Below are 26,490 nucleotides of genomic sequence, written 5' to 3'. Positions count from 1 at the left end.
TAGTCGCCGCCATGGCGATAGTAATTGAAACCGAGAATCTAAGCCGCGTTTATACGACCTACCAGAAACCTGAAGGCTTCGTAAATTCCCTACGCGGATTTATCAATCGAAAGAATATTTCTAAGGTGGCTCTTGAACCGACCACCTTGAAAATTGAATCAGGCCAGATCGTGGGCTTAGTCGGCGCCAATGGTGCCGGCAAAACCACTTTGCTTAAAATGCTTTCTGGGCTTGTAACTCCGACCAGCGGTGATGCTAAAGTTTTGGGCTATCGTCCGTGGGAACGAAAGAATGAATATCTTCGCCAAATCAGCATCTTGTTAGGTCAGAAAAATCAGTTATGGTGGGATATCTCGCCTGCAGATTCATTTTCTTTACTTGCAAGAATCTATGATCTTGATGTGAAAAAAGCCCGCGCCCGCGTCGATCATTTAGCTCAAATGCTTCATTGCACCCATGTTCTTCACACGCAACTGCGCCGTCTAAGTCTGGGTGAGCGTATGAAAATGGAAATCATCGGCGCTCTTTTACATGAACCACAAGTGTTGTTCCTAGATGAACCCACCATTGGTTTAGACATCGTCGCGCAAGAAACTATTCGTGAATTCTTAGATGAATATGTGAAAGAAAAAAGCCCGACAGTGATTCTTACCAGCCACTATATGGACGACATCGCTAAGCTTGCTGACAAGCTTTTACTGATCAGCAAAGGCAATATTGTCTATGAAGGTACAGTTCCTGATTTCGTAACCAAGTCCAATGCTGAATTAGCACAAAACGAAGAGGTAGATTTTGAAGACGTCATTCGTCGCTTTTTGGAGACGGAATCTCGCATTCGCTAATCTAGCGATCGTCTCTAATTTAGAATATCGCCTTAACTATTTCGTTGATGCGATTTTGCAACCCATGCTGACCACAGGTATTGAAATGCTGTTGTGGTTTGCGATCTTTGCTGGTGCTGCCACAGCAGAAATCGCCGGCTTTGGCAGAGAGTACTATCTTTCCTATGCCCTTTGGGGTGCCTTCTTTGCTCGTATTTGCACGAGCTGGATGTATGAATACCGCATGATTCAAGAAATTGATTCAGGCACGATCAACAGTTTACTGACTCGTCCGATGTCGTTTTATGAATATTATTTCTCGCAGCTAATGGGATATAAATTCATCACGACAATCGTTTCTATGACCATCCCTGTGTTGGCCGTGATGTTTTTTGATTTGCCAACCCACTTTGAACGACTGCCTTTAGCTTTTGCCCTGGAATTCTATTATTTAATTCTGGTGCATTCTTTAAGTTTCCTAGTTGCGACTTTAGCTTTTCATTTTAATAAAGCCCACGCCCTTACGGGTGCTAAGAACTTAGCCTTGTGGCTATTTACTGGTGAACTTTTCCCATTAGATTTAATGCCAGAGCCTTTTAAAAGTATCGTCCTTGCTTTGCCTTTTAGCTCTGGAGTGTACGTTCCGGTGGGCTACATCACAGGACGCTTAGAAGTTGGATCCGTCATGCAGGCCTTTGCGTCTGTCACAGCCGGCATTGTGGTGATTAATCTTTTGGGCCTATGGATGTGGCGCCGTGGAGTTAACACCTACGCGGGAACAGGTGCTTAAAGCATGGCTCAACTAAAAAAATATTTGAAGCTTTACCTAGCCTTATTCCGTACAAGCTTTATTGCTGATCTAGAATATCGCGTGAACTTTCTAACAAGAATTGTGACGGATATTTTCTGGTATATGGCGCAAATTTTAACCTACGAAGTTTTATTTCATCACACCGAAAAGATTGGCGACTGGAATTTAGCGCAGATGCGTGTATTTCTAGGAATCGTTTTTGTCGTTGATGGAATTTATATGATCATATTTTCAGAAAACCTGGATTCCTTTTCAGAAAAAGTTCGTAAAGGTGATCTAGATTTACTGTTAGCAAAGCCAGTAAACTCTCAATTCATGCTCAGCTTGCAAAAAGCTTCTACGGCGATGATCGGAAATCTTCTGTTAGCGTCAGGATGGTTTATCTATAGCCTGGTTCACTACCCTGACTTCCAATGGATTCGTTTGTTGTGGTTGCTGGTACTTATTCCGTGCGGTCTTGCTGCTCTTTACACAGTCCGCTTTATGATTGCTTCAACGGCTGTGATTTTTGCGCGCTCTGAAAACTTGCAGTTCATCTGGTTTCAACTTTATCGCTTAGGGATGCGTCCTGATTCCATTTATGTTCCGTGGTTTAAATGGATTCTTTTGACCGCCCTTCCCGTGGGCGTCATTGCCAGCGTGCCATCTAGAGCTTTGCTCGAAGCGCCGGATTATCTGTTATTTGGCTGGGCTATTTTACTTTCAGTGATTTTGATTTATTCATCTAACAAGTTTTGGAAATATGCGCTGAAGTTTTATTCAAGCGCTAGCTCCTAAAGAAAGGTCGTTCCTATGATTAAAATTTATGGATCCGCAAGATCAAGCGCAGGCCGCTGCTATTGGATGCTTGAAGAGCTGCAACTTCCCTATGAAGTGATGCCTTTAAACATGAAGGAAAGAGAACACAAGTCTGAAGATTATTTGAAAATCAATCCCAACGGAAAAATCCCTGCTATCGTTGACGGCGATGTGACTGTGTGGGAATCCATGGCAATCACAAGCTATTTGGCGAAAAAATATCAATCGCCGTTAGCACCCAGAACACCGGTTGAAGATGCACATATGATGCAATGGAGCTTCTGGGCCTTGGTTGATTTGCAAAAGCCAGCCGTAGATTGGCTGATTCAAGAAATGTTCGTTCCTGAAGATAAAAGAAATCATCAGGTGATCGAAGATGCTAAAAAGATCATTCCAAATTATCTGAAAACTTTAGAAAGAGGCCTAGAAGGTAAAACCTATCTAGTCGATGAAAGATTCACAGTGGCTGATTTGAACGTCGCTTCGGTTGTACACTTGGTAAATAGCTTAGGTATGGACTTGGCTCCGCACAAAAACATCGACAGATGGATGAAGGCTTGTAAGGACCGCCCTGCTTTCCAAAAGTTAGCGAAAATGCGCGAAGCTTAAAGATAGTTAAATCGCAGTTTCCTGTGAATGCAGGAAACTGCTTTTTCTTAGAACGCTAGTTTTTCAAAAGCGTTTACTTTTTGATTGATCACTTGAATAGATTTTTTCCAGAACTCTGGCTTACGAATATCTTCACCTAAATGCTTTTGCACTAAATCTTCAGCACTCATTCTGCCCGTATCACGCAAAATATCGATATAAGTTTGCATGAAGTTTGCGCCCAAGTCTTTACGACGAGCATAGATACTCATGCTGAATAGATACCCAAAGGTATAAGGGAAGTTATAAAAACTTGTCCCTGCCATAGCGAAATGCAGTTTTGAAGCCCAGAACATTTTATCATTTTGACTTAATGTCGGACCATACCATTTCGTCCAAGCATCATCTGTTAGCTTAGAAAGTTCATCGGCACTTAGGGCACGCTTAGCTCTTTGCTCATAGAAGCTTTTTTCAAAGTCAAAGCGCGCAGGAATATTTAAAAGGAAGCTTGTCGCTCCTTCGATTTCTCCCCAGGCAAATTCGATTTTTTCTTCTTTGGTTGATGCTTCTTCGATCAAAACATCATGCAAAACAGCTTCAGCGAAAATACTAGCAGTTTCAGCCAACGTCATAGGATAGTAGGTTTGCTTTCGAGGCAAATCACGCATCACCCAAGAATGGAAAGCATGACCAAGTTCATGAGCAAGCGTTGAAATATCGCTGTTAGAACCCATAAAGGTCATAAACACACGGGGCTCACGCTTCTTAGGGAAACCTGTGCAATAAGCACCGTTACGTTTCGTCGGAAGAACGCGGGCTTCAATCCAACGGTTGTCGGCCATCATCTTAACAAACTCACCCATCTTCGGATCAATTTGTCTGAACGAATTTTCAATCAACACCAAAGCTTCATCATAAGACCGTTCTTTTTTACCACCAGAAACCGGGCTTTGCGCCAAAAGATCCCAAGGATCTAATGCAGACTTACCCATCACTTTCGCCATCAAAGTGGCAGCCTTACGACTTTCGTGAACGTTGTCGTAACAAGCCGTCAACATTGCCTCTAAAGTGTCTTTTTCAATACGAGTTTGTTGAAGAGCGGTATCTAAGAAATGAACTTGTTTAGAATAAGAACGTTTCTTATTCACTTCATGTCGCCAACCAGAAATAGAATTCAAAATAGAAGCCGCAGTTTCCTTTTGTCCATTCCAAGCTTCTTGAATACTTTCCCAAGCCACACGACGAACTTCAGGATCTTGATTACGAATCAAAGCACTGGCATGCGCTAGCCCCACAGTCTCAGTACGATCAGCAAACTTCATATGACACTTCATAGTGCCGCTTAAAGTAGTATAAAGCTCACCCCAAGCACGAAGCCCCGGGGTACTAACCGCTTCAAGCAAAGCTTCTTCATTATTAGATAAAACCGTCTCACGAAGTTTACGAGAATGACGCCACAAAAATTCACTAGGCGCCACTAGCGGATGCGCCAGCAAAGCCATCAAAGTTTTTTCAGAACAACGAATAATAAAATTATCGACCGGCACAAACGCCTGAGAACTACGAGAACTTAAAGCACTCAACTCTGAACGCTTAGCCTTAGCCCCTTCATCAGTAGAATCCACCGACAGCACACAATTAAGGTAAGTCCCCATATTCCAAGCCAGAACCCCAGCTTCTTCAGCATCAATAACAATAGCCTGAAGCTGGTCAACTAAAGCACCAGACAGGTCTTTGCCATTATCAAGAGTAGAAGAAAGTTCTGAAGAAATCTGAGCAACTCGCTTTTCCAGCAAAGCCACCTTTTGCGAAACCAATTCAAAATCAGCCGCAAATTCAGAAGAATTATAAGAAGGATATTCCGATTCAATATTCCAAGCCATTTTTTCCATAGCCAAGAACCCTACTCCTTCGAGGCAGTTGAGAAAACAAAATAAAGGATAGACTGCAAAGTCCCAAACCACGAGGCCCAAAGGGACGAGCAAACGCGACTTCCGAAGGAAGAGCCAGAAAAAAAACCAGGCATAACAGGGTTGGCGAGAACGGTTCAGCCGCAAGGCGGAGGTGTTTTTCTGCAGCGGAGGTGTGGCAGCGCCACATCGGAGCGAAGGAAAAATGCCGACAACGCAGTCGGATGGGCCGTTATCGACGACCCCTAGGAGGAAGGTGGGAGTTAGGTTTTGCTGTAAGCCGGATTCTGTCTTAGTCACCAGGTCCCATAATTTTACCCGATAACCATAGATGATCATTCCTCTGGGAGTGACATTACTGACACCCTCAAGCGATCTTACCCGGTGACTACGAGCTGGCCGCTCTACTAATGTCACCCTATTTGATCTTGCTCCGCGCAGAGTTTGGCTGTTTTCACTCCAGCGACTCCCCCAGAAGCTCCCGTTCCCGCTTCCGGGCTCAATGCCCTGGACATTCTCTCTGTTCCACTGTTCCTTACGTTACCGTAGAGGGGCGTTACCCCTTGCGCTGCCATATGGAGTCCGGACTTTCCTCTTTAATTTCAATGTCTTACGACATCTTTTAAAGCAATCATCCGCAAAACCGTGGGATTTTTTAACACCCTCCGGCAATATTCGCAAGAGGGTTTTCTAAATCCACATTTTATTTTACTTTCAAAGCATTCATTACAAAAGGAATTATACTATGAAGATCGTCGTATCCCTATTCGCATTTGCTATGACTTTAGCTTTAACTGCACCTGCTATGGCTGAAGAAGGTGGCCACGGTGGTGGCGGTCACGGTGATCTTTCAGCTCAAATGAATGCGCTTTTTCCACAGCCTATGAGCAATCCTGATAAACGCAAAGTTCCTGCTGTGGTTGAACTTACAGGCCCTGCTTACAATGAAGCAGTTACGGGCGGAAAAGCAGCTTTAGCTTGGAAAGCAAATCCAGATGCTAACGAATACCACGTACAAGTGGCGACTGATCCAAACTTTAAATGGTTGGTTGCGAATGAATACCACGTGACTGATGCTAAGTTTGAAGTTTCTGGCTTAGAAGCTGGTAAAAACTATTTCTGGAGAGTCGCTCCTGTAAGATCAGGCAACTGGTCTACTTTCCGCAAAGGTTTCTTTGCGACTTCAATGTTCACTGCGAAGTAATTTTTCAAAGAATCAAAACTAAAAAAGCCCTCTGCGAAAACAGAGGGCTTTTTTTTATTCCCTAAACTTATTAGTGAGAAGCCTGCGTCGAAGTTTGAGTGCGGGGAATTTCTTGGAAAGGCACTCGAACTGTCATGCCTGCTAATCTTCGGCACAGCTCTTGAGTTTCTCTGCAGATTTCTGCGCAGCGAACGAATATATCATCACCCTCATAGCGTTCGCATTCAGCTGCAGTTGAAGAGCAAAGTTCGAAAGTAAGTTCGCACGCTTGATGGAAATGATTTACATCGGCCATCAAAAGCTTTGCAGATAAGTGACAGGAATCCGCACAGAACTGCAGTAAGGAAAGATGTTTGCCTGAAAAGGCGGTCCCCTTTTGTTCCACACAATAATTAAATGTTTCAAGGCAGCTGCGTTCGCAGCTTAGGCAAAGATTAATACATCGTGAGATGTCACTGTCCTGTATTTGGGTGATAGGCATAACTTCCTCCTTAGAGCCTAAGTCTCTCTTTATCTTTGAAAAGAAAAAACTTATTCGATTCAAAGTTGTTAGAGTTCATAGGCTTGCTAAGGATCAGTTACTGTATAATTTCAAAGTGCACATTTGTTTCAGTTTTAATTGAATTTAAAACCATAGATTCCCTGATCGTCTTTTTGATCAATGCCTCTGCTTTTTCTTTAGAACTTGGATGATACAGCTGTACGTTGATATCTACTTTTGACATCCACGGCACACCTTGTTCATTACGATCGACATCTAAAGTGCAATCGCAGGTGATTTCTTCAAACTGCAGAGAGGATTTTTCTGCGTACACCTTAAATGTTCCAATTAGGCAGTTTGAAATCGAAAGAGCGTAAAAATCCTCAGGCGAGAATGCCCTGCCTAATCCACCGAATTGCACGGGCACTGCACTGGGTAACGCTTGATCCGTAGAGATGGTGGATGTTTGCCAATTAACATGGATCCCTGGTTGAGCAGCACTTTTCACGGAAAACTTCATAGGAAAATTCAGCATCACTAACCTCCTGAAAACCTTCGTGCATCTAAAATATAGGGATTTTTTCTGAACTAATCATCCGCGAAGCTTATAAACAGAAGGTGAATTACAAAACTTTAATTTTAAAGTGATTTTGTAATTTTATTATCAACCCGCAATGTAGATAGACTTGTTGTATGACTGAGTCCGTTTTTGAAGCTTTACTAGATTCTAATGCTGTCATCGAATTCGATGCCCGCGGTTATATTCTGTGGGCAAATCAGAATTTTCTGAACCTATTTGGATACGCGTTTGAAGAAATTGTAGGCAGACATCATTCGATGTTCTTACCAGAATTTCAGAATCATGAACTGTCGTATTTAGAAATGTGGACTCAACTTGCCAATGGACATAGTCAAGCCGGAGAGTTCCGAAGAGTCACCAAATTCGGTGAGCCTATTTGGATTCAAGGAGCGTACACTCCAGTGCGCAATGCTCACGGAAAAGTCGTTAAGATCGTAAAAATGGCCATGGATATTACTGAGAAAAAAACCTTGGCTGAACACTTAGAAAAGAAAAATCGCGAGCTGCTTTCGACAGCAGCCAAGGCCAAAGCTGCAACTCATGCGAAATCCATTTTCTTAGCAAACATGAGTCATGAAATTCGAACTCCATTAAATTCAATTATTGGTATTACCGATACTCTTGCTGAGACTTCTTTAGACGATCAGCAAGCAAACTTCGTCGAAATTTTGCAAAGAGCGAACAATCAGTTGATGACTATTATCAATGATATTTTAGATCTTTCAAAAGTAGAGGCCGGCGAAATCGAATTAAAACTCATCCCTTTTGAACTTAAAAAACTTTTAGATGAGTTGGTTTCTGTTCTTGGTTTTAGAGCAAAAGAAAAAGGATTGCAGTTAAAACTTTCTGTAGACGCTGATCTAGACACTTTTTTTATCGGCGACATCGATCGTCTGCGCCAAGTTTTAATGAACTTAGTTAATAACGCGATTAAATTTACTCACACAGGTGAAATCACGTTAAGAGTGGCAAAGAACCACACATCGCGCCCAGGAAATATTTTATTCTGTGTGGCTGACACCGGAATTGGCATTCAGAAATCTAAATTTAAAGATATCTTTAAACCTTTTACGCAAGCCGATTCTGCGACAAACCGCCGGTATGGCGGCACGGGCCTTGGATTATCGATCACAAAAAACATCGTTGAGCTTATGAGCGGTCAGATTTGGCTAGAAAGCGAACCGAACACAGGAAGTGTATTTTACTTCACAGCTTCTATGCCGGTCACGACAGAGCGTAAAACGCAAATGCACAACCCGTTTCAGGGTCGTTATAAGTTAAGTGATTTATCTCATACTATTATTGATTCACGGCTAAAGATTTTAGTCGTTGATGACGTTGACGATAACCGCAATCTTTTTGGTATCTACTTACAAAACAGCATTCACCAAATTAGCTATGCTGAAAGCGGGGTTGAAGCAGTCAACATGGCCAAAGAACAACGTTACGATATTATCTTTATGGACGTGCAAATGCCTGAAATGGATGGCTATGAGGCCACCAGACAAATTCGTGACTTTGAAGCCTTCACCGGTCGAACTCCGTCGCATATTTTTGCGTGTACAGCGAATGCGTTTTCAGAAGATGTCGCGAAGAGCTTGCAATCGGGTTGCGATATGCACTTATCAAAACCAATTCGTAAAGACACATTGATCAAAGCGATCAAATCAACTTTTACGGCTGAACCCCACCCGACCTTCAGGGATGCAACAACAGCCTAGAAAAGGAAATAAAAAAACCCGCTATTTTGAAGCGGGTTTTTACTTTTCTAATTATTGGCAATTAATCTGTGCCCAAGCATTCACAAAATAGGATGGATAGCTCGTGTATACGTAAGCATAAGCATATCCGCCTGCAGGAACGTAGCTAGCAAACCAGCTATTTACAAGCGAACCCATTTGCGTTTGGCCGTAAACATAACCTTGGCAGTAAGCATTGTACGGAGTTGTATTAATCACCTGAACTACGGCGTTATAGTGAGTGATTTGAAACTGCATGTTTGGAATCCATGCAAAGCTTGAGATTGGTAAAAGCAAACTTGCTGCTAATACTAAAAGACCTTTTTTCATAAATTCTCCAGGTAGATTAATAAAAATCGTGATAATCGCAGCCCTGATAAATGCCAAGAGCTTTATCATTTGTGCGGGAAGACGAAAGAAATATTTTCACTGGTTTAAGGAGCGATGATGGCTCTATTGAGTTTAAACCGATCAAGAACCGTGTGACGGGAAAGTCCGCCGGATTCTTCAATGCCGTAAAGGACTTCAATCGCCATAGGGTTTTCACTCCAATGGTAAATCATCCCGGCACACATTTTACAAGGCTTGTGGGTTGAAAATATTTTTGCGCCAACAGGAATTTTTCTACCTTTTGAAAGCTCGAAATATTTCTGGATCAAGTTCACTTCTGCATGCAAGGTTTTATTCTTCGAATTGGAATTGATGCCGTAACTTAAAAGGCGTTGTTCTTTATCAACTAAAATCGCTGCAATATTGCGATCATAGTCATGCAGAATTTCACCGCGACGAACTTTGGTTGCTAATATCTTAGTGAAATCAAAATAACTGTGACTGTCTTTTGCGGATTGAAAAAGACTTAAACTTTGAATTTCAGCTAAAGAGATTTTATTCTCATCATTCAGCTGAGAAACAGAAACGACAGGATCTATTCCGCCCACGTCTTGAAATTTAACTACGATTTCTATTTTATGGTCTTGAGGTTTTACAAGTTCGCTAGCCCTTTTCGCTACCACCTTAAGCATTCCCTTGCACATTTCGCTTAAGGCGTCAGTTGAGTAAATCCGTTGGCGCAGAATAAAAAAACTGTGATCCAAGAAACAATCAAATAAGCCTTGCAGCAGTTTTACTACAGCGGACGATGGCGCAAGGTGACCCTTTGGATAATGGGCATAATAAACTACACCCTGATATTCGACGAAGGCCAAATCCATATCGGGTTTGTTAAGTAAAAATGCTATATTTTCAGCCCTTTTTTCAGTGAACATCAAAGTTTTGTTACCATAAATTGCATTTAATGTCTAAATTGCGCAAAAGCACTCGGAGCCCATCTATGAACATGATTAAAAATCGCCTGGAAAAGAACTTTAAAAAGCTTAAAGCCTGGTCCGAGCGCCATCAAATCGAAGCCTTCCGCCTTTATGACCGTGATATCCCTGAATATCCCTATATCGTCGACATCTATAAAGACAAATACGTAGTCTACGATAAGTCTGATTTTGTAAAAGACAAAGACAAAAACCATCTTCCCCACGTGCTTCAAGCATTGCAGGAACTTTTCAATTGTTCCGAATCCGACGTCGTCATCAAAAAAAGAGAACGCCAGGAAGGTTTAAAACAGTACGAAAAAATGGATATGCGTAACGAGACTTTTCTTGTGCGCGAATCGCAAGCCCAATTGAAGGTAAATCTTCATGATTACTTGGATACGGGTTTGTTTTTAGATCACCGCCCTATGCGCCAGAAAATATTTAAAACTGCGCAGAATAAAAAGTTTCTGAATCTTTTTTGCTATACGGGATCTGTCAGTGTGTTTGCTGCTTTAGCCGGAGCCCAAACCACCAGTGTAGATATGTCACAAACTTATTTACGATGGGCCCAAGAAAACTTTGAAAACAACGAAATCAATTTAACTCCCCATAATTTTATTAATTCTGATGTTTTGGATTGGTTGCGACTTAACAAAAATCAGAAGGCCTTTGATATTATTTTTTTAGATCCTCCGACGTTTTCAAACTCAAAGAAAATGGAAGACAGCTTCGAGGTAGAACGTGATCAGGACTTCTTAGTAGATGCCTGCATGTCGATGTTATTGCCAGGAGGCACTCTTTATTTTTCAAATAACAAACGGAAATTTAAATTATCCGACAAAGTTTTGTCGACCTACACTGTGAAAGACATCACTGAAGAAAGCATCCCACAGGATTTCCACGACAAAAAAATTCACAACTGTTTTGAGATTAAAAACAAGTAAAGTGATCACTGCTCTGTGACCTGATTAAGATTGACCATTCCGACGAAGTTGGAGTGTCGACAAAATTCATTCACAGTGAGGTGATAATATGTTCCGTAATTGGCAATCGCTCTCTATGAGCGCGCTTCTGACCGTTTCTATGGCGATCCCTACTTTAGCGCAAGCTGCGCCGAAGGTGCCAAGACCGACACAATACGTGATGGTGGGATTTGATGGTGGCCTCAACCTAACTCAATGGCAGGCGACCCGTGCATTTGCCGCTGATATGGCGAAAAATAAAAAGCCTATCAACTTTACTTACTTTATTAGCGGCGTTTACCTTCTTCGCGAAGCCAACCGTCACTTCTATGCTCCACCGAAACATGATGTGGGTTATTCACAAATTGGTTTTGGCGCGAACATCGCTGATATCTCTGCTCGTATTGACATGATCAATGATTCTTTCATCGAAGGCCATGAGATCGCTTCACGCGCCAACGGCAACTTCAACGGTATGGAAGATCTTTGGAACCAAGCTGACTGGGAATCTGAGTTCCGCCAATGGAACGACTTTATTTTCGGCGCATACTTTAATAACGGAATCTCTCCGAACACGAAGTATCCTCAAGGTTATGCTTTAAGCGAAAAAGACATCGTGGGTTTCCGTGCGCCTTACTTGGCTCCGAATGAGGCTACATATCCAGCTTTAAAGGCAATGAACATGAAATACGACGTTTCAACTAAGGGTGAAATGACCGTATGGCCAAATAAAGACCAATCAAACATCTGGCGCATTCACGTTCCAATGATCGAATTAGCCGGAACAGGCCGTCGCATCACTGGCATGGACTATAATTTCTATGCAGTGAACTCTGGCGCGAAAGAAGATCTGGCAAACCGCGAAGTTTATCGCAAACAAATGGTTCAATCTTACATGAACTATTTCAACTTAAACTACTACGGACGTCGTGCTCCTGTGACTTTGGGTCACCATTTGGCTCAATACAACGGTGGAGCTTACTGGGATGCTTTAAAAGACTTCACGTCTACAGTTTGTGGTATGCCTGAAGTAAAATGCGTCAGCTACAAAGCTTACGTAACTTGGTTAGACACTCTGACTCCGGACGTATTCAAAGCGTACCGCTCTGGTCAGTTCGATATGATGCCTCGCCCACGCCGCTAAAAAAATTCATTTTAAATTAGCGCGTACATTTTTTCTTGTCAGGGGGTTCAAAAGGTCCTAGAACCCCCTTTTAATTTTTAAAAAACGCTAAACCTTATTAGAGGTTGGCGAGAATGGTTCAGCCGCAAGGCGGAGGATCTTTTATGAAACGCAGGCGTGGCTGCGCCACGTCGGAGTGAAATAAAAGACCGCACAACGCAGTCGGATGGGCCGTTATCGACGACCGGGAGTTATAAGTGAACGCTTTGGGTCGTCATATCCTTGTTGAGTTTTCTGGCTGTAACGCTGAAGTTTTGAACGACGTTTCTATCATCGAAAGAAGCATGATTGAGGCGGCACAAATCGCGGGCGCTACTGTTATTAATTCAACTTTCCACCACTTCTCTCCATGGGGTGTAAGCGGTGTGGTTGTGATTCAAGAAAGCCACTTGGCGATTCATACTTGGCCTGAATACCGATACGCAGCGGTGGACTTATTCACATGCGGTGATTCAGTAGATCCTTGGGTTTCTTTCGAACACCTTAAGAAAGCTTTCCAAGCTAACTACTCTGCGATTGAAATGAACCGTGGTTCGCTTCACGTCATTAAAAAATCTGATTTCCAACCTCAGCATATTCGCACTAAACCTTCCTTCGATTTAGAAAAAGGCTTCCAAATCGAGCGCAATGTGTGGTTCACAGATAAAGACGAAAACCAGGCGTTGTCCTTGCGTTACACTGGCGAAGTTTTGTTTGATGAAACAAATCCGTTCCAACGCGTGCGCGTTTTAGATTCTTATTCCCACGGCAAATTCCTAGCGATCAACAACATGGTGATGTGTACAGAGCGTGATGAATTTCATTATCATGAAATGATCTCTCACCCGATTATGCAGGCCCATGGAAACGCGAAAAATATTCTGGTCATCGGTGGTGGCGACGGCGGAACCATTCGTGAGCTTTTCAAATACAACCAGGTTGAAAAAGTGACGATGGTTGAAATTGATGAATCTGTGATCCGTGCTTCGAAAGAACATCTTCCTAATATCGCTAGCGAATTCGGTAACTCTAAGTTGAATTTGATCATCGGTGACGGGATCCAATTCGTAAAAGAAGCGGCGGCAAACTCTTACGACGTTATTATCGTAGATGGTTCTGACCCAGTAGGACCTGCGCAAGGTCTTTTCACTGCAGAGTTTTACAACAACTGTAAAAACGCTCTTAAAGAGGGCGGCATGATCATCACTCAAGGTGAGTCACCAATGTTCCATGAAGGCACTTTTGTTGAATTAAATCAGTGCCTAAAAGGTATTTTCGGTAAATCCCAAGTACACACGATGCTTTTCCACGCGACAACTTACCCGTCTGGAATGTGGAGTTTGCAAATGGGTGTTAAGGGCAACACACACCCAGCTAAAGACTTCAATAAAGACAAAGCGCGCCAATTTTCAAACGATAAATCTTTGAAATATTATAACGAAGATTTGCACGCAGCAGCTTTCGCGTTACCTACCTTTGTACGTAAGATGCTAGGCGAAAACGCTTAAATAATAGACCGCCTCCTATTTTCATTATAGTTTCATCTAGAAATATAAACCAGGTCGCGCAACCTTAACCAAGGTTGGCGAGAAGGGTTCAAGCGCAAGGCGGAGGATCTTTTACGAAACGCAGGCGTAGCAGCGCTACGCCGGAGAGAAGTAAAAGACCGCACAACGCAGTCGATTGGGCCCTTATCGGCGACCGCTATTAGGAGGCGTAAATGTTTAAACTACCTACTCTGCCGTACGCAAAAAATGGTCTTGCTCCTTTGTTCAACGAAGAGCAAATGACTTACCACTATGACAAGCATCACAAAGCTTACATCGACAATCTTAACAAGTTCATGGAAACAGATGCTTCCCTTAAAGGTAAATCTTTAGAGGAAATCACTCTTTCTTCATCTGGCGGCGTATTTAACAACGCGGCTCAAGCTTGGAATCACACTTTCTTTTGGTTCAACATGGCTCCTGCAGGTCAAGGTGGTGCACCTTCCGCGGATCTAGAAGCAGCAATCAAACGTGATTTCGGTTCTATGGATGAACTTAAAGCTAAGTTCGTTGATGGCGGCGTTAAAACTTTCGGATCTGGCTGGATCTGGTTGTGTACTGATGCTTCAGGCAAATTAAGCCTGGTGTCTACTTCAAACGCAGCGGTTCCGTTCACAAACAACGGCCCAACACCAATCATGGTGGCTGACGTTTGGGAACACGCTTACTATATCGATTACAGAAATCTTCGCGCAAAATTCCTTGAGACATTCTTCACGCAAATCAACTGGGCTTTTGTTAACGAAAACTATGCATCGAAAAAAGTTCGCGATCTTACAAAATCAATGACGTAGTCATTTGCATTTTGCTTAAGAAACTTAAAAAGGGATTGTCGCTGACAGTCCCTTTTTTTATTCCCGAATTAGATCTCGTAAAATGTAGTGGATAAAAGATAAAGAGTGTTGCTGGTTTCTGGCGTGTAGTAGACACCCACTGAAGGACGAGAGATCAATTCTTTAGGACGGAACTTAGACCAAGCAGCACCAAGCCCGCTGTGCAATTCTTCATAGGGCGATAAGCCCGTGTCCCTTACATTCCCTACTGCAAAGGTGATCCACTCACGATCTTTGATTTGCCACTGCAGATCCACGCCTCTTTCAACTTCACATTTTAACGATCCAACAAAAATCATAGCATTCGCAGAATCAACATGCGCACAAACCGTTGTCGTAAATGGTGAAATCGTTAAATCACTAAAACGTGGCGGACGATAGTTCACTGATAGATGAGTCGACTGCAACACCAATGCTGGAGTTTCAATCTTACCTTGATATTCAACTCTAGTTAAAAAGCGTGCTTCAGAAACAGAGACAGCGGCATCGAAATCCTCACCTTTATAAAAATGAACTTTAGCACTGAAGTTAGAACTGCCCGGCACCCCGATATAATAAATCGGAACCACTCCAAACTCTAAACGCGGCAAAACTCCGACCGTTAAAGCATTGGCTAAAAGATGGGAATTAATGTTAGCACCTGCAGTCCGCTGAAAACCAAACTGCCACTGTGGCAGGGTGCGCGCTGAAGAACCCACGACCGGGTTCACAATAACCCTGGCTGGCGGCGGCAGATCCTCAGCAAATGCTAAGGATGTGAAGGTAAATGCTAGAAGGAAGGATAAAAAACGCATCCCCTAGGACCTTACAATTTAGATGCCACAGGTTTGAGTTCTCAAGTCCTTTTTATTTAGTTTGAACCTAGGGATCTCGCTAAGAAGGGACCAATTCTGCCCCTTCTGCGAAATTTGTTACATCCTTATGAGCGAAGCCACTTGCGGGTGGGATCGTTTTTATCCACTGGCCAAGACTGCCAATCAATCTTAAGATCGCAGGCTATCAAGAAATTCTGAAGAATAAGTTCCGCGTCTTCCTTTTGCCAGAAGTCTTTTGCGTGGGTGCTTTTGCTTTTCAGTGCGATATCAGAAACTAGCGAATAAACCATTCCGCTCATAGGCGGAATTAAAAAGCCCATCGTTGAAAGCACACCTTGAAGGCGTGATAAAACACCCTTACCACCCACGGAATGCATGAGGATAAAGACCGAGGCAGGTTTCCCAACAAGGCTTGGTGAAGCTTCAAGATCAGTCATATCTTCTAAAAGTTTTTGCAAAGGACTGCCCCACGAATCCCAATATGTACCACTGACAAAAACGACGCCACTGGCGTTTTGGATTTTCTTTTTTAAAGCACTGCCATATTTGCTCTTCGCCAAATGAACCACTTCGGGGTCAGCTTCTTTTTTAATTATTGAATTCAAGCCGCGAATCCAAACAGCACAGTTGCCGATATCACCCGACGGGCTGCCGTTTAAAATTAAAATCTTTTTCATGGGAACTCCTAAAACGATGATGCTTAGGAAGTATATAAGATAAAAAAGAAACAGGACGCCTTTTTTTAGAGTAGGTAAGGCGCCCTGTCATGGAGGGATTAGGAAATAGACCGCACATTATCAATGATCACTATTGGACCTCCTTTAGTAAGTCATCTAGTGGAACGTTGGTTCCCGTATGTGGAAACCGCGATATAAGTTCAAAATCAACAGACAACGGCATTCTTTGAGGAGGAGACTTTACTTCAATGAAGTTATTTACATCCTTCACTCCCGAAAGCTCCCAGGCAAAGGCTACGGCCATCGCTTTCATACGAGGTCTAAAGACTTCACCTTGAAGTTTTACAATGCCATATTCACATTCAATTTCGATATGTTCACCGTCCAGCATTAGCATCTCTTGAATTTGTTGCTTCAGAATTTTTACGATCTCGTTATCCGACCGGTAAAAGTCTGAAGGCACATCAATTCGATCTTCAATATTCCAAACACCTTCAGTTTCAGAGATGGCCTCAATGGCGGCATGTTTGCGATAAGCAGAATCCACTTCACCGCTCACAATAACTTCACCACCTCGTACGTCGATTTCAATATCGGCGAGACTGATACGTTTATCCCATTTTATTCGATCCATTATTTTACGCGCCAGTTCGCTATCTGATTGGTGCTTTTGTAAATGACAAGTCATACAAGCTCCTGGTTCTTACTCCGACAAAGCCGGAATGTAGAGACAGACTTAGCTATCTATAGTCCACCGTTGCTTCGTACCCATATTCATACTCTGCAGGTGTAGGGATGTTGTTCAGGAATCGGTCGTGACGACCATGTTGTTTTTTAAGAGAAGATTCCTTACTTAAGATCACTTTCAAAGCATTCACGGTACGGGCTACACATCTTCTGAAATTCGAATCGGACTTTCTGACTTTAAAAACTTTTCGCAGATAAGAGGGTTTTAAGATGACCTCACAAGTGTAACTAGGTTTTCTGCGTTCAGTGCGGTGTCTTTCTTCTTCCACACGCACAGTGAGGTGGGCGCCACTGTCGTACTTAAAGATCTCTTCACAAGATCCTTCGACCTTCTCTAGAAGATAATCCTCAAGATTTTCTGTTCTAGTGACGTCTCTATAATGAATGTCTGTTTGCATACAAGGCCTCCTTGTTCTGTATCCCCATTATTGACGATTGCAAAAGATTCGTTAAATATATAATTTCGATATCATAATTAGCTTTAAACTATATATTTATGAGACTGAGTTTTTTCTTTTTCAGTATTTCTGATAAGATATAAGCAGTTAGGCAAATGGCTGGTATCAGTATGACCCCCATTTACGCTTGTTAATACTCTCCAAACGAGGTGTTAAATTATGTTTAACTACAACCATCTCTATTACTTTTATATAACCGCGAAGGTTGGTGGCGTTAGTAATGCAGCTAAGTATCTCCATATAAGCCAACCCTCTTTAAGTTCCCAGCTGAAGGTGTTGGAAAGCACCACAGGAAAAAAACTTTTCGAAAAAAAGGGGCGACGACTACAGCTTACTCCCGACGGAGAACGCGCTTTTGCCTATTGTAAAAAAATTTTTGATATCGCGGCAGAATTTGCTGAAAGTCTCAAATCTCCGACAGACAAACAAAGTCAGCGCATTCGAATCGGTGTCACTGATCAGGTCGAACGTCCTTTTATTGCCGATCTACTTAGTCCGCTGATTCGCGAAAAACAGAAGAAAATAGATAAGACGTTTTTTGTGAGTTCTGCGCCCTCTGAAGTTCTGATGAATCAATTAAGAAGTCAGGAAATTGATTTGTTGCTAACGAATAAGCCCATCTATTCAGAGGATGTGACTGAACTTGCCAGCGCTTCAATGTCAGTAAACTTGCTAGTCTCAACCAAACTTTTAAAAGAGATGAAAGCAAGGATCACCAGAAACACTTCCGCTTTAGAATTCCTGAACGGAATTCCTTCGGGCCTAATTCTGCCTTCCTATAAAATGAAGTTGCGCCAGGAAACAGATATTTTCTTTCAAGAAATCAAAGCCCGGAAAAAAGTCGTTTTTGAAAGCGACATTCTTTCGGTTGTGGGTCGCGCGATTCTTGACGGAGCGGGCGTTGGATTTTTACCGCTTCCGTATGTTTATGATGAAGTGAAGCGTGGTCTTTTAACGGTGATAGGTCCTAAAGAAGGATACTGGAAGCATTCATTATATCTTTTAGGCCGAAACGAAGACACCCATGATGAAACCATTGATGATGTCATCATGAGTGTAAATAAATTAGAAAAGATCAGCTAGTAAGGCTGGCGAGCGTCGCTGTTCGCTAAGTCCATTGCCATAACAATTGCGATTTTTGTGTATAAAGCTGAATGTTTAAAGTTCAGTTGCGGCGAAATCACATCTTTTGAACTGTGAATGCTGCCGTTCTTGCCTCTAAAGTCTGCTTCAAACGGCATTAGCGCAGGGTAACCTTGGCGATTCCAGGATGCATGATCACTGCAACCGTATCCACATTTATCATCTACGATTTTAGCGTGAAGATATGTGTCGTTCATCGCTTTTAGGTAATCTCTTAACCAAGCACTGGTGAAATCGGTCATGCTGCCGATAACAAATTCGCCTGACCCTGGATACAAAGTCATATCCAGTTGCAGAACTGCGATCACATCTTTGTTACTAGCTTTGTAAGATTTTGCGATTTCAGCAGAACCAATCAAACCTGACTCTTCGGCGGCATACCAGAAAAATTCAATAGTGCGCTTTGGTTGTGGTTTTTCCATGATGATTCTTAGAGTTTCAATCAAGTTCGCAGAACCGGAAGCATTGTCATCCGCACCCGGAGCATTCTTTCCACCACCCCAAGACTGATTGATGGAATCAAGGTGACCACCAAGAACGATGATCTCGTTTGGTTTTTCACTTCCTAACAAACGCACATGCAACGTGTTTTGTTTAGTGCCAGAATGTTTGATCTCTGAAATTTCATATGGAATGGTTGCGCTACCTAGCATAGCCTCTAAACGCACTTTCATTTCAGATACGTGACGATTCGGTTCCGCACTTTGACTGCCACGACTCGGGAATGACGTTAGCCATTGCACGTAGCTACGCAAATTGCTTTCGCTGACTTCTGTAAGAGCTGCTTCGATCTCTGGCTTTTTGTTCAAAGCCAAAAGTTTAAACGGAACTTTTTCGTAAAGCTCGTTTTTAGTTTGAATATCTGCCAGGTCATTAAGAACTTTTTCAAAATCCGTGGAAAAGAATAAAGCTTCATGGCTTAAATCTTCAAAGCCGCCGCACTTACCAACTTTGTGTGCGCGTTCTTGAATTCTTTGCTGCATCAGCGGAGTGATATGGGCATAACCCACCTGCACTTCTTCATTTTTTGCAAACACCGGAATGTTCAACGCACGCAAATCGCGTAGGTCTGCTAACACTGGTTTTGAAGTGAAGTCTTCAAGTGCGGTCACATGGGCATTCGCCGTCGATGCGACGAATAAAAGAGCCATCATGGCGGTTTTCATATTCAATCCTTTGAAAAAATTACCGTACAGTAATCGTACGAATTTGTCCCCATGTTGGCAAAGATAATTCGCTTATTTTTTCAACATGTATTAGGATCCCGCACCTATGATGAAGGACATCTTACTAGTCACTTTGAATTCCTCTTATCCCCACAGCTCTTTTGGTTTGCGCTATTTGCTGGCGAACCTCGGGGAACTTCAGCCCCGCGCTGAAATCATGGAGTTCACTATTCAACGTGACCCGCGAGATATCGCAGAAACATTGTTAAAACAAAAACCAAAGATCATCGGCCTTGGCGTTTATATTTGGAATGCTCAGGAGTCCTTAGAACTTGTCTCGTTGCTAAAGAAAATCAGTCCGGAAACTTTGGTCGTACTGGGCGGCCCCGAAGTCAGTCACGAGGCTGAAGGAAATCCAATCTGCCAGATCGCTGACTTCACCATCAAAGGCGAAGCGGATTTCTTGTTCTATCAGTTCTGCAAAAACTATTTTGAAAACGGCGTTCTGCCTGAAAGAAAAATCATCGCTGGCATTTTGCCAGAAATTAAAGAGATCAAACTTCCGTATGACCTTTACACTGACGAAGATATTCAAAATCGTGTGATTTACGTCGAAGTATCCCGCGGCTGTCCTTATCGTTGTGAATACTGTCTTTCTTCTTTAGATAAATCGGTAAGAAATTTCGATGTTGGCCAATTCCTACTAGAAATGGAAAAGCTTTTAAATCGTGGAGCACGCCAATTTAAATTTATCGATCGCACTTTCAATTTAAGTCCAACCACATGCACTCAGATTCTGCAGTTCTTCTTGGATCGTATTCATTTGGGACTCTTCCTGCATTTCGAGATGGTGCCGGATCGTTTGCCAGTTGAACTTCGTGATCTGATCAAAAAATTTCCGGATGGTGCTTTGCAGTTTGAGATCGGTATCCAGACTTGGAATCCAGTGGTTGCCCGCAACGTCAGCCGCCGAAATGACTATGAAAAAGTCAGAGAGAATTTTAGATTCCTCGCTTCTGAAACTGGAGTCCACACCCACGCGGATCTTATCGTGGGTTTACCCGGTGAAGACTTACAAAGTTTTGGTAAAGGCTTTGATACCTTGGCGGAACTTCGCCCGAATGAAATTCAAGTGGGTATTTTAAAACGCCTGAAAGGCGCGCCGATTGCTCGTCATGATAAAGAGTTTGAAATGGTTTACGCCAGCAATCCACCATTTCAAATCTTACGCAATAAAGACGTCGACTTTGCTACTTTGCAAGTGATGAATCGATTTGCAAAGTTCTGGGATCTTTACGCTAACAGCGGAAGCTTTAAACATTTCGTCGCGACTTTAAGAGATCGTGCCACCCGCAGGGAAGATCAGTCCTTCTTTTGGGAGTTCTTTGAGTTTAACGACTTCCTGAGCGCGCGCTATGCTCAGTCTTATGGAATTTCTCAGTTAAGTCTTTTTGAAAGTGCTTACGTCTATCTTCAAGAAAAAATGGGCTGGCCAAAAGAAGAAGCCAAAGCACTTATTCTGCAGGATTATACTTTAACTGGAAAAATAGATCTGCCGAAGTTTCTTAAAGACTATGTGGCAAAACCAAAAGCACCCGTTGCCGCAGAAGATGCGATGAAAAGTGCGATTCCAAAACGACAGCAACGACATCTGGCAGGTAAAGCGGAAACGACATCTTCTTAAAGCAAAAGCCCCGTGACGAACGGGGCTTTTAGTCCTACTCCGGCGAAGTCGGAGTGTCGACCAGCCCAGCCCCAGCTAGTGCTCTCTTAATTTTTTCGCGACACCAATATAGGCAATCAATGGCGATCGGCTGAATTTAAACTTAAAGTCACTTGGAACGACTCCCGTGGCTAATAGTTTGAATAAAGCTTTTTGCGCAAATACGGGTCTAATGCCACGAATCTGCATGGAATCTAACCCGACATCATCCATCCAACTTTCTAATTTCTTAGGTCTGATGAAAAGAGAATAAACATGGTAATGGTCCGGAGTATTTTTCACGAACCACTCCATTCCTTTAATCACTACCAGCCATGCCAGGGGATTTTTATGGAAAGTGTTATAGAAGAAAAGTCCGCCAGGACGTAGAACTCTAGTAGCTTCAGCTAAAACCTTTTTCGGATCAGAAACATGCTCTAGCAAATCCATCGCGGTAACGACATCAAAACTTTCCCGTGGGAAAGGAACTTGGTAGACGTCGCCTTGTCTATATTTGACTGAACGAGTTCTGTCTCGTGTCTCTGCAATTTTCAAACTTGAAGTAGATAGATCAATTCCCGTCACACTGTGCCCTGCTGCCGCAAGGTCATTAGAAAGAAATCCCGCACCACACCCCATGTCTAAAACTTCAGCGTGATAGCCGATATTGCGACGAATCTCATCTAAGATCCATGGCACTTGGGTTTTATGTTGGTTGCGTAAAAGTGCTATTGGATCATCCTGCGCTTCGTACCAGCGATCCGCCAAAGAGTCATAGGCATCATTATTAATGATCTCTTTATCTAGCTTTGCTAAATCCAAATCCATTTCCATCAATAGCCCCCTTTAATAAAGAAGTTAGCAAGAACCTTGACCTGTACGGAAATCAAGCGAAGTCCAGTGGTAACAATCATCCGTTCTTGCGGCCCACCACTGACGGAAATTCTTGTTTCATTCTGTTTGTATTCAGGGAATACTTTTAAGCCATGAGCTATTACTTGGAAATTATCTGTCGGTGGTCGTTTGGTTTACAGATGGTGTTTTGGGGATTGAACGCCATTTTTAATTGGATCAAACCTCCCACGCCAAGCCCACGCATGGACGCATTTATTGGGTCCTGTGTTGATACTCAATTTATCATGCCCACTGTGAAGTTCATTGAAATCGTCTTCGGTGCTTTTTTAGTTCTAGGCTTTTTGGTTCCCTTAAGCTTGATGGTGTTTGCGCCTTTAATGTTTGTGTTGACGGGATTACAGATATTTTTAAATCAAAGACCTTTTGGGTTTATAGCTACGTTTGTTGTCCCCTACGCAATTCTTTTAATACTTCACAGCGAAAATTTATTACGAGTTATCCACTAATGTTTTCGTAACTTGAGCGCCGGACGATTGTTTTTATAAATGGTCCGCAAGCTTATGGAAAAATCTAAAATCACCGCTCGCATTTGTACGATCATTGGATGTTTGTTCTTCATTTCCTCGTTGTTGTGGTTAAATTACCTGACGCCGATTCCTGAAAACATTCGCCTAATCAATCCTAACTTATCAACTACCGAAAGGGCCCACTCAACGGTTTCGCAAAGTCGTACCCGCGAAGGTCTTTACTGGGTTAGCTTTGAAACCAAGGGAACTTTCTTTGCGTTAGACAGACTTAAAATTAGAACTATTAGCTGCGTTGATAGTTTAACAACTTCAGTCCTAGGTGAAGTGGCCTTACCTAAGGATTCCAATGAAAGATGTCGCAATTTTTCAGGATTTAAATTAGCAAACACATCCGAACTTTTACGCAATAACAATCAGTGGCATTTCGCGGGGAGTTCTAACGGCTACGGCATGGGAGTTGTGCTTGATAAAGATTGGTCTGAACCAAAACTGATCTTTGGCTTATCTTGTCTAGGAATCGGCTTGCTCTTTTTACTTTTGGGACTACTGCCAAAGGCGCAACTTAATGAAAAGATATTTGTTAGCATTCTACTGATTGGCGCCTTCTTCTTGCGTTTTTATGGCGTCTTCATCCTCTCCCCTCCGGAGATGACAATTTTTTCTGATATGCTTGCTTATTTCCACAGGGGTTGGGAACTGACTCGTAACTTTTATGAAGACAGTCAGCTTTTTCAGCCCGTGGGTTTCACGTTATGGTCTTTGCTTCTAAGAAAGATCGGAGGCTTTGATTTACTAAACTGGGCCCAAGTTTTCACTTCTTGGGGAATAGTAGTTTTAGCTTTTCTAATTTCAAGAAAATATTTCGGAAAAATTGCTGGAATTGCGGCAATCATTATTGCTGGGATCCACGCGCCGCAAATTGCACTGGCTTCTTTTCATCTTGCAGAAACGACCTATGCTTTTATTATCACATTCTGTCTATGGCTGATGGTCACCAACCAGCATAACCAAAAAATTAGAAACTATTTTATAATTGGATTTCTTTTAAGTTTGGCTTTTTATTTTAAAGGAAATCATGCGTTCTTCATTCCTGCTTTTGCATTTTGGATTTTATATAAAGAGCGTAAACACTTCTTCCAAGGTTTTAAAAAGATTGCTGTGATGGGTGTGGGCTGCGCACTTGTCGTATTGCCCCACATGGTTTGGACTGGGATGAAATACTCTAAACCTCATTTCGGGCCAACTGCAGGGGCCTTGAACTTCGTAGAAGGTAAATGCCCTTCAAAAAATAATATGGATTCTACCGGCACTAGCTGGATGTCTCCGCTTTTTGTACAAACCGGAGAAAATACTTTTAAAAAATGGCCAAGACCCTTCACAGATCAAGCTTACTTTTGGAAAGAAGGTTTTAACTGCATTGTGGAAAATCCAGCAGTTCTGCTAGATAGCCTTCGCTTTGTTCACTATCTTTTCTTTGGTAACGAATTGTGGCCCGCTATGACGTCCCCAGTGCGACATATGATGAAGCTTTGGAATCCTTTATCTACGTATTTCTTATTACCATTCGCACTTTTTGGGGCTCTGGTCATGGCTAGAAGAAAAGATGCATTTACGGAAATAGCCGCATTAATGATGTTAACGCTGTTCTTCACAGTATGGTTTTTCAAGTCAGAGATGCGCTTTAGAATCCCATTTGATGGCATTCTATTTATCTGGAGTTCCGTAGGCGCTAGCTGGGTGATTCAATGCATAGCCCTGCCTGCGTGGCGCAAAATCAAAGTCGATATACTTTCAACCCAAAGTGAGACTCAGAATCAAACCTAAGATAGCCGGTAGCGCTTGCACGAAGAAAATTTTTTTATTCGCCGTAAGCGCGCCGTAAATTCCAGCAATAATCACGCATACATAAAAGAACACCCTGATTTGAAATGCAAAATAATTATCAGGGTGCACGATGGAACAAACTAAACCTGCTGCTAAGAAACCGTTGTAAAGTCCTTGGTTGGCAGCAAGGATTTTAGAATCTTCTGCTTTTTGCGGGGTATTTCTAAAAATCTTTAATCCTTGTGGCTTGGTCCAAAGAAACATCTCAAGATATAAAAAATAAAAATGCAGTAAAGCAACTAAGCCAGCAAAAATATTTTCAGCAATCATGATCAACTTTCTTTATGTCGGAGTTTTTTGACTTAAATACTTTCCAAACTGTTTCATCACCCACAGATGAAACAAAGCCTGGCTCCAGCGGTAAATATACCATGGCATGCGTGGTTTGAAATCATGAATTGCAGCGATCACAGCCTTACCACCCAAGATTTCGCGGAATTCTAAACGGCCTCGCTCTGTCGTCAACGCCAGTAACCCGCCACGCACATAGAACAATTGTCGATTCAACCAACTACGCTCTGGCGAATATTCAAGAATCAAAAGTCGAACATAAGGAAAGCGCCAAGAAAAGTAAATCCAGTTCCCCGCTACCTCAACCCGCAAAAAAAATGGCTGGGTTCGGGGAAGGAATTCCAAATAGGCATGGGCCACTTGTTCAGCATGGATACCATTTGGTAACGGAATCCTTTGCACTGAGCGAACGACATGGGGGCCTGACGGACTGCCTTGAAAAGCTAAGGGGCTTTTCTTTCCACTATATTCTTTCAAAGCCTCATCGACGGCTTCATCGATGGAAAGATATTTATGGTTTGGAATTTTTAGTTCCCATTCCGCACTGACTAGCAACGGCGCCTTAAGACCTACAATCAAAGGTTTAACTAATGCACTTGGCGCACCCGTGATTAAACACACCCACAACGTGGAAATTCTTGGCGTCACAAATGGAAATGGAAGAAGTTTACGTTCTAATCCCATGCGCTTTGCGATTTTCAACATGACCTCGGAATAACTAACAATCTCTGGGCCACCCAAATCATAGGTTTTTGAATATGTCTCTTCATTACCGATGCAGTAACTAATGCTTGCAACCACATCTTTTAAAGACACGGGCTGACTTAAAGTTCTTGTCCATGCTGGCGTCACCATCACAGGCAATCTTTCAACAAGTCTTGCCATGATGTGAAACGAAGAGCCTTCAGCACCTAAAATGATCGGCGCACGTAAGATGGTGAATGGGATTCCACTATTCCTAAAAACATCTTCGACTTCTAAACGGCTGCGTAAATGAAGAGATAGATCTTTTGTGTCTTCAGGTCTTAATCCACCTAGATAGATTATCTGCTTAACCCCACATTTTATTGCGGCCCTCACAAAATTATCGGCTACAATAAGGTCGAAATCATCGAAAGTCCCTTGAGTCAAATGAGCCGAAGGTCGCATGGAGTGGACAAGGTAGATAGCGACATCAACGCCAACCAGAGCTTTTTCTGCATCCAGAAGACTAAATAAATCACAGGCCCGCCACTCAAGCTGAGGACTGTCGGTTTTCTTTGAAGAGCGACTTAAGGCAACCAGGCTATGGTCTTTTTGTAGTTCTAAAATTAGAGCCTTTCCTACAAATCCACTCGCTCCTGCAATCGCTACCTTCATTTTTTCCTCCGGAAATATGAGCCTATCACAGCAAATTCATAAGTCTAAAAACATCTGACAAAATACAGATGTTGACATCCCCACAACAAGAAACAGGTTTAGAATGTACCTATGGAAAGGAGG

Annotated in this window: 27 protein-coding genes and 1 other RNA gene; 14 read left to right on the top strand and 14 right to left on the bottom strand. The window is 42.6% G+C overall.

Features of this window, described 5'->3' with window-relative positions:
- Positions 1–11 precede the first annotated feature (11 nt).
- Genes MNR06_RS13440 through MNR06_RS13425 form a run of 4 tightly spaced genes read left to right on the top strand, consistent with a single transcriptional unit; the run spans position 12 to position 3,039 of the window.
- A complete protein-coding gene (locus MNR06_RS13440) occupies positions 12–842 on the top strand; it encodes an ATP-binding cassette domain-containing protein (RefSeq protein WP_243536874.1) in 831 nt (276 codons plus the stop codon).
- Positions 793–1,611, top strand: a complete 819-nt coding sequence (locus MNR06_RS13435; RefSeq protein ID WP_243536873.1) for an ABC transporter permease — start codon at positions 793–795, stop codon at positions 1,609–1,611. Before MNR06_RS13440 ends, MNR06_RS13435 begins: the two co-directional genes overlap by 50 nt.
- A 3-nt stretch (positions 1,612–1,614) precedes the next feature.
- The gene (locus MNR06_RS13430; RefSeq protein ID WP_243536872.1) at positions 1,615–2,409 is read left to right on the top strand and encodes an ABC transporter permease; all 795 of its coding nucleotides are present in this window, start codon (positions 1,615–1,617) and stop codon (positions 2,407–2,409) included.
- 15 nt (positions 2,410–2,424) lie between these two features.
- Positions 2,425–3,039: a glutathione S-transferase family protein gene (locus MNR06_RS13425; RefSeq protein WP_243536871.1), complete on the top strand. Its 615-nt coding sequence runs from the start codon at positions 2,425–2,427 to the stop codon at positions 3,037–3,039.
- A gap of 47 nt (positions 3,040–3,086) precedes the next feature.
- Here MNR06_RS13425 and MNR06_RS13420 read toward each other — a convergent pair whose 3' ends face one another.
- Both MNR06_RS13420 and rnpB read right to left on the bottom strand, forming a co-directional pair.
- Positions 3,087–4,910: a M3 family oligoendopeptidase gene (locus MNR06_RS13420; RefSeq protein WP_243540789.1), complete on the bottom strand. Its 1,824-nt coding sequence runs from the start codon at positions 4,908–4,910 to the stop codon at positions 3,087–3,089.
- A 278-nt stretch (positions 4,911–5,188) separates the two neighbouring features.
- An RNA gene (gene rnpB / locus MNR06_RS13415) (RNase P RNA component class A) lies at positions 5,189–5,575 on the bottom strand.
- A 98-nt stretch (positions 5,576–5,673) separates the two neighbouring features.
- Between rnpB and MNR06_RS13410 the strand changes: the two genes are divergently transcribed.
- The gene (locus MNR06_RS13410; protein WP_243536870.1) at positions 5,674–6,132 is read left to right on the top strand and encodes a fibronectin type III domain-containing protein; all 459 of its coding nucleotides are present in this window, start codon (positions 5,674–5,676) and stop codon (positions 6,130–6,132) included.
- A 70-nt stretch (positions 6,133–6,202) separates the two neighbouring features.
- Here the strand turns inward: MNR06_RS13410 and MNR06_RS13405 are convergent, their stop codons facing one another.
- Together MNR06_RS13405 and MNR06_RS13400 are read right to left on the bottom strand one after the other, a co-directional pair.
- Complete coding sequence (locus MNR06_RS13405; RefSeq protein ID WP_243536869.1) at positions 6,203–6,613, bottom strand: four-helix bundle copper-binding protein; 411 nt, start codon at positions 6,611–6,613, stop codon at positions 6,203–6,205.
- 97 nt (positions 6,614–6,710) lie between these two features.
- Positions 6,711–7,148: an OsmC family protein gene (locus tag MNR06_RS13400; RefSeq protein WP_243536868.1), complete on the bottom strand. Its 438-nt coding sequence runs from the start codon at positions 7,146–7,148 to the stop codon at positions 6,711–6,713.
- A 158-nt stretch (positions 7,149–7,306) separates the two neighbouring features.
- Between MNR06_RS13400 and MNR06_RS13395 the strand changes: the two genes are divergently transcribed.
- The gene (locus MNR06_RS13395) at positions 7,307–8,914 is read left to right on the top strand and encodes a PAS domain-containing hybrid sensor histidine kinase/response regulator (protein WP_243536867.1); all 1,608 of its coding nucleotides are present in this window, start codon (positions 7,307–7,309) and stop codon (positions 8,912–8,914) included.
- A gap of 51 nt (positions 8,915–8,965) precedes the next feature.
- Here MNR06_RS13395 and MNR06_RS13390 read toward each other — a convergent pair whose 3' ends face one another.
- Both MNR06_RS13390 and MNR06_RS13385 read right to left on the bottom strand, forming a co-directional pair.
- The gene (locus MNR06_RS13390; RefSeq protein WP_243536866.1) at positions 8,966–9,262 is read right to left on the bottom strand and encodes a hypothetical protein; all 297 of its coding nucleotides are present in this window, start codon (positions 9,260–9,262) and stop codon (positions 8,966–8,968) included.
- A 104-nt stretch (positions 9,263–9,366) separates the two neighbouring features.
- Positions 9,367–10,197, bottom strand: a complete 831-nt coding sequence (locus tag MNR06_RS13385; RefSeq protein WP_243536865.1) for a Bd3614 family nucleic acid deaminase — start codon at positions 10,195–10,197, stop codon at positions 9,367–9,369.
- A 65-nt stretch (positions 10,198–10,262) separates the two neighbouring features.
- On the opposite strand from MNR06_RS13385, the gene MNR06_RS13380 reads away from it, so the two are divergent.
- The 4 genes from MNR06_RS13380 (at position 10,263) to MNR06_RS13365 (ending at position 14,704) form a co-directional block, all read left to right on the top strand.
- On the top strand, positions 10,263–11,183 hold the full coding sequence (locus MNR06_RS13380; RefSeq protein WP_243536864.1) for a class I SAM-dependent methyltransferase: 921 nt from the start codon (positions 10,263–10,265) through the stop codon (positions 11,181–11,183).
- 88 nt (positions 11,184–11,271) lie between these two features.
- On the top strand, positions 11,272–12,345 hold the full coding sequence (locus MNR06_RS13375) for a polysaccharide deacetylase family protein (protein ID WP_243536863.1): 1,074 nt from the start codon (positions 11,272–11,274) through the stop codon (positions 12,343–12,345).
- 236 nt (positions 12,346–12,581) lie between these two features.
- Positions 12,582–13,871: a polyamine aminopropyltransferase gene (gene speE, locus MNR06_RS13370; protein ID WP_243536862.1), complete on the top strand. Its 1,290-nt coding sequence runs from the start codon at positions 12,582–12,584 to the stop codon at positions 13,869–13,871.
- Positions 13,872–14,083: 212 nt separating this feature from the next.
- On the top strand, positions 14,084–14,704 hold the full coding sequence (locus tag MNR06_RS13365) for a superoxide dismutase (protein WP_243536861.1): 621 nt from the start codon (positions 14,084–14,086) through the stop codon (positions 14,702–14,704).
- Between the two features lie 68 nt (positions 14,705–14,772).
- Here the strand turns inward: MNR06_RS13365 and MNR06_RS13360 are convergent, their stop codons facing one another.
- From MNR06_RS13360 to MNR06_RS13345, 4 genes are all read right to left on the bottom strand, one after another.
- The gene (locus MNR06_RS13360; protein ID WP_243536860.1) at positions 14,773–15,537 is read right to left on the bottom strand and encodes a hypothetical protein; all 765 of its coding nucleotides are present in this window, start codon (positions 15,535–15,537) and stop codon (positions 14,773–14,775) included.
- A 125-nt stretch (positions 15,538–15,662) separates the two neighbouring features.
- The gene (locus MNR06_RS13355; RefSeq protein ID WP_243536859.1) at positions 15,663–16,235 is read right to left on the bottom strand and encodes a flavodoxin family protein; all 573 of its coding nucleotides are present in this window, start codon (positions 16,233–16,235) and stop codon (positions 15,663–15,665) included.
- 130 nt (positions 16,236–16,365) lie between these two features.
- Complete coding sequence (locus MNR06_RS13350) at positions 16,366–16,923, bottom strand: BON domain-containing protein (protein ID WP_243536858.1); 558 nt, start codon at positions 16,921–16,923, stop codon at positions 16,366–16,368.
- A gap of 52 nt (positions 16,924–16,975) precedes the next feature.
- Positions 16,976–17,380 (bottom strand): hypothetical protein, encoded by a 405-nt coding sequence (locus tag MNR06_RS13345; protein WP_243536857.1) that lies wholly within the window; start codon positions 17,378–17,380, stop codon positions 16,976–16,978.
- Positions 17,381–17,599: 219 nt separating this feature from the next.
- Here MNR06_RS13345 and MNR06_RS13340 point away from each other — a divergent pair, with 219 nt between their 5' ends.
- Entirely contained in the window at positions 17,600–18,523 is a 924-nt protein-coding gene (locus MNR06_RS13340) for a LysR family transcriptional regulator (protein WP_243536856.1), read from the top strand.
- Here MNR06_RS13340 and MNR06_RS13335 read toward each other — a convergent pair.
- Entirely contained in the window at positions 18,520–19,749 is a 1,230-nt protein-coding gene (locus MNR06_RS13335) for a M28 family peptidase (RefSeq protein WP_243536855.1), read from the bottom strand. The genes MNR06_RS13340 and MNR06_RS13335 overlap by 4 nt on opposite strands.
- A gap of 106 nt (positions 19,750–19,855) precedes the next feature.
- Between MNR06_RS13335 and MNR06_RS13330 the strand changes: the two genes are divergently transcribed.
- The gene (locus MNR06_RS13330) at positions 19,856–21,433 is read left to right on the top strand and encodes a B12-binding domain-containing radical SAM protein (protein ID WP_243536854.1); all 1,578 of its coding nucleotides are present in this window, start codon (positions 19,856–19,858) and stop codon (positions 21,431–21,433) included.
- 75 nt (positions 21,434–21,508) lie between these two features.
- Here the strand turns inward: MNR06_RS13330 and ubiG are convergent, their stop codons facing one another.
- Entirely contained in the window at positions 21,509–22,285 is a 777-nt protein-coding gene (ubiG, locus tag MNR06_RS13325) for a bifunctional 2-polyprenyl-6-hydroxyphenol methylase/3-demethylubiquinol 3-O-methyltransferase UbiG (RefSeq protein WP_243536853.1), read from the bottom strand.
- A 152-nt stretch (positions 22,286–22,437) separates the two neighbouring features.
- On the opposite strand from ubiG, the gene MNR06_RS13320 reads away from it, so the two are divergent.
- Both MNR06_RS13320 and MNR06_RS13315 read left to right on the top strand, forming a co-directional pair.
- Positions 22,438–22,812, top strand: a complete 375-nt coding sequence (locus tag MNR06_RS13320; protein ID WP_243536852.1) for a DoxX family membrane protein — start codon at positions 22,438–22,440, stop codon at positions 22,810–22,812.
- 54 nt (positions 22,813–22,866) lie between these two features.
- Positions 22,867–24,657, top strand: coding sequence for a glycosyltransferase family 39 protein (locus MNR06_RS13315; protein ID WP_243536851.1), 1,791 nt, complete (start codon positions 22,867–22,869; stop codon positions 24,655–24,657).
- Here the strand turns inward: MNR06_RS13315 and MNR06_RS13310 are convergent.
- Together MNR06_RS13310 and MNR06_RS13305 are read right to left on the bottom strand one after the other, a co-directional pair.
- Positions 24,625–24,987: a DUF1304 domain-containing protein gene (locus MNR06_RS13310; protein WP_243536850.1), complete on the bottom strand. Its 363-nt coding sequence runs from the start codon at positions 24,985–24,987 to the stop codon at positions 24,625–24,627. The genes MNR06_RS13315 and MNR06_RS13310 overlap by 33 nt on opposite strands.
- 12 nt (positions 24,988–24,999) lie before the next feature.
- Positions 25,000–26,367 (bottom strand): NAD(P)H-binding protein, encoded by a 1,368-nt coding sequence (locus MNR06_RS13305; RefSeq protein WP_243536849.1) that lies wholly within the window; start codon positions 26,365–26,367, stop codon positions 25,000–25,002.
- Between the last annotated feature and the right edge of the window lie 123 nt (positions 26,368–26,490).

Origin of the sequence: Bdellovibrio reynosensis (genome assembly GCF_022814725.1) — a bacterium.
GTDB classification, from domain to species: Bacteria; Bdellovibrionota; Bdellovibrionia; order Bdellovibrionales; family Bdellovibrionaceae; genus Bdellovibrio; species Bdellovibrio reynosensis.
This window is presented reverse-complemented; position numbering and strand designations above follow the sequence as displayed.

Excerpts from the sequence above, each read along its gene's own strand:
- MNR06_RS13440 (WP_243536874.1), top strand. The coding sequence starts at position 12 with ATGGCGATAGTAATTGAAACCGAGAATCTAAGCCGCGTTTATACGACC.
- MNR06_RS13430 (WP_243536872.1), top strand. The coding sequence starts at position 1,615 with ATGGCTCAACTAAAAAAATATTTGAAGCTTTACCTAGCCTTATTCCGT.
- MNR06_RS13425 (WP_243536871.1), top strand. The coding sequence starts at position 2,425 with ATGATTAAAATTTATGGATCCGCAAGATCAAGCGCAGGCCGCTGCTAT.
- MNR06_RS13420 (WP_243540789.1), bottom strand. The coding sequence starts at position 4,910 with ATGGAAAAAATGGCTTGGAATATTGAATCGGAATATCCTTCTTATAAT.
- MNR06_RS13410 (WP_243536870.1), top strand. The coding sequence starts at position 5,674 with ATGAAGATCGTCGTATCCCTATTCGCATTTGCTATGACTTTAGCTTTA.
- MNR06_RS13405 (WP_243536869.1), bottom strand. The coding sequence starts at position 6,613 with ATGCCTATCACCCAAATACAGGACAGTGACATCTCACGATGTATTAAT.
- MNR06_RS13400 (WP_243536868.1), bottom strand. The coding sequence starts at position 7,148 with ATGCTGAATTTTCCTATGAAGTTTTCCGTGAAAAGTGCTGCTCAACCA.
- MNR06_RS13395 (WP_243536867.1), top strand. The coding sequence starts at position 7,307 with ATGACTGAGTCCGTTTTTGAAGCTTTACTAGATTCTAATGCTGTCATC.
- MNR06_RS13390 (WP_243536866.1), bottom strand. The coding sequence starts at position 9,262 with ATGAAAAAAGGTCTTTTAGTATTAGCAGCAAGTTTGCTTTTACCAATC.
- MNR06_RS13385 (WP_243536865.1), bottom strand. The coding sequence starts at position 10,197 with ATGTTCACTGAAAAAAGGGCTGAAAATATAGCATTTTTACTTAACAAA.
- MNR06_RS13380 (WP_243536864.1), top strand. The coding sequence starts at position 10,263 with ATGAACATGATTAAAAATCGCCTGGAAAAGAACTTTAAAAAGCTTAAA.
- MNR06_RS13375 (WP_243536863.1), top strand. The coding sequence starts at position 11,272 with ATGTTCCGTAATTGGCAATCGCTCTCTATGAGCGCGCTTCTGACCGTT.
- MNR06_RS13365 (WP_243536861.1), top strand. The coding sequence starts at position 14,084 with ATGTTTAAACTACCTACTCTGCCGTACGCAAAAAATGGTCTTGCTCCT.
- MNR06_RS13360 (WP_243536860.1), bottom strand. The coding sequence starts at position 15,537 with ATGCGTTTTTTATCCTTCCTTCTAGCATTTACCTTCACATCCTTAGCA.
- MNR06_RS13355 (WP_243536859.1), bottom strand. The coding sequence starts at position 16,235 with ATGAAAAAGATTTTAATTTTAAACGGCAGCCCGTCGGGTGATATCGGC.
- MNR06_RS13350 (WP_243536858.1), bottom strand. The coding sequence starts at position 16,923 with ATGACTTGTCATTTACAAAAGCACCAATCAGATAGCGAACTGGCGCGT.
- MNR06_RS13345 (WP_243536857.1), bottom strand. The coding sequence starts at position 17,380 with ATGCAAACAGACATTCATTATAGAGACGTCACTAGAACAGAAAATCTT.
- MNR06_RS13340 (WP_243536856.1), top strand. The coding sequence starts at position 17,600 with ATGTTTAACTACAACCATCTCTATTACTTTTATATAACCGCGAAGGTT.
- MNR06_RS13335 (WP_243536855.1), bottom strand. The coding sequence starts at position 19,749 with ATGAAAACCGCCATGATGGCTCTTTTATTCGTCGCATCGACGGCGAAT.
- MNR06_RS13330 (WP_243536854.1), top strand. The coding sequence starts at position 19,856 with ATGATGAAGGACATCTTACTAGTCACTTTGAATTCCTCTTATCCCCAC.
- ubiG (WP_243536853.1), bottom strand. The coding sequence starts at position 22,285 with ATGGAAATGGATTTGGATTTAGCAAAGCTAGATAAAGAGATCATTAAT.
- MNR06_RS13320 (WP_243536852.1), top strand. The coding sequence starts at position 22,438 with ATGAGCTATTACTTGGAAATTATCTGTCGGTGGTCGTTTGGTTTACAG.
- MNR06_RS13315 (WP_243536851.1), top strand. The coding sequence starts at position 22,867 with ATGGAAAAATCTAAAATCACCGCTCGCATTTGTACGATCATTGGATGT.
- MNR06_RS13310 (WP_243536850.1), bottom strand. The coding sequence starts at position 24,987 with ATGATTGCTGAAAATATTTTTGCTGGCTTAGTTGCTTTACTGCATTTT.
- MNR06_RS13305 (WP_243536849.1), bottom strand. The coding sequence starts at position 26,367 with ATGAAGGTAGCGATTGCAGGAGCGAGTGGATTTGTAGGAAAGGCTCTA.